Source organism: Vibrio sp. 378, assembly GCF_033339435.1.
Window position 1 is genome coordinate 1 of sequence record NZ_JAWOUO010000437.1, and the last position, 764, is coordinate 764.

Genomic DNA, 764 nt, shown 5'->3' on the forward strand with positions numbered 1-764 from the left:
AGAAGCTCTTCCCGTTTTACGAGAGCTGGAATTTGGTGAAACGGGCTACATCTTCGGTTACAACTCCAAAGGCGTCCGTGTTGTGGTCGGCAAGAACGACAAAGGCATCGGTGAAAACTTCTATAACCTGCAAGACAAGAAAGGTAATTACCTGATTCAAGATTTGCTGAAAAACGCCAAAACGGGTGAATTCACTACCTATTACTTCCCGAATCTAGGACAAACAGAGGCGCTACCGAAATTGAGCTACTCAATGTTCATTCCTGAGTGGGATTTAATGATCGGTACCGGCTTCTACACCGATGACATTGATGCCGTCATTGCAGAAATGGAAGCCTCAGCCCATGACGCGCTCAACACGACTCTAGTGGCCATTGCGCTGTTCTGTGTTTCTATCGCTGCCGTGGTTGCTATCTTCGCCGTGTTTGTGAATCGTAGCATCATGCGACCAATCGAACAGTTTGATGCTTCGATCCAATCCTTCGCGCAAGGCGATGCCGACCTTACAGCACGCATGCACGAATCCAACGTACCTGAGTTCAAACAGTTAGCGCATAACTTCAATATCTTTGTTGAAAGCCTGCAGGGCATCATCAAGAGCGTGACTCAAGTCGGTGAAGAAGTCGTCGCAGAAACCAACAACATGTCGCAACGCGCCTCTCAAGTCGACGAACTCGCTGGCGGTCAACGTGAAGAAACCGAGCAAGTTGCCGCAGCGATGACGGAAATGACAGCCACCGCGCATGAGATTTCGAACAACGCTA

The 764-nt window shown here is 49.1% G+C and carries 1 protein-coding gene; it reads left to right on the forward strand.

Going from position 1 to position 764, the window contains the following annotated elements:
- Positions 1-764 (forward strand): cache domain-containing protein (locus R7Q48_RS26785; protein WP_318133267.1); only part of this gene is annotated, 764 nt, incomplete at both ends.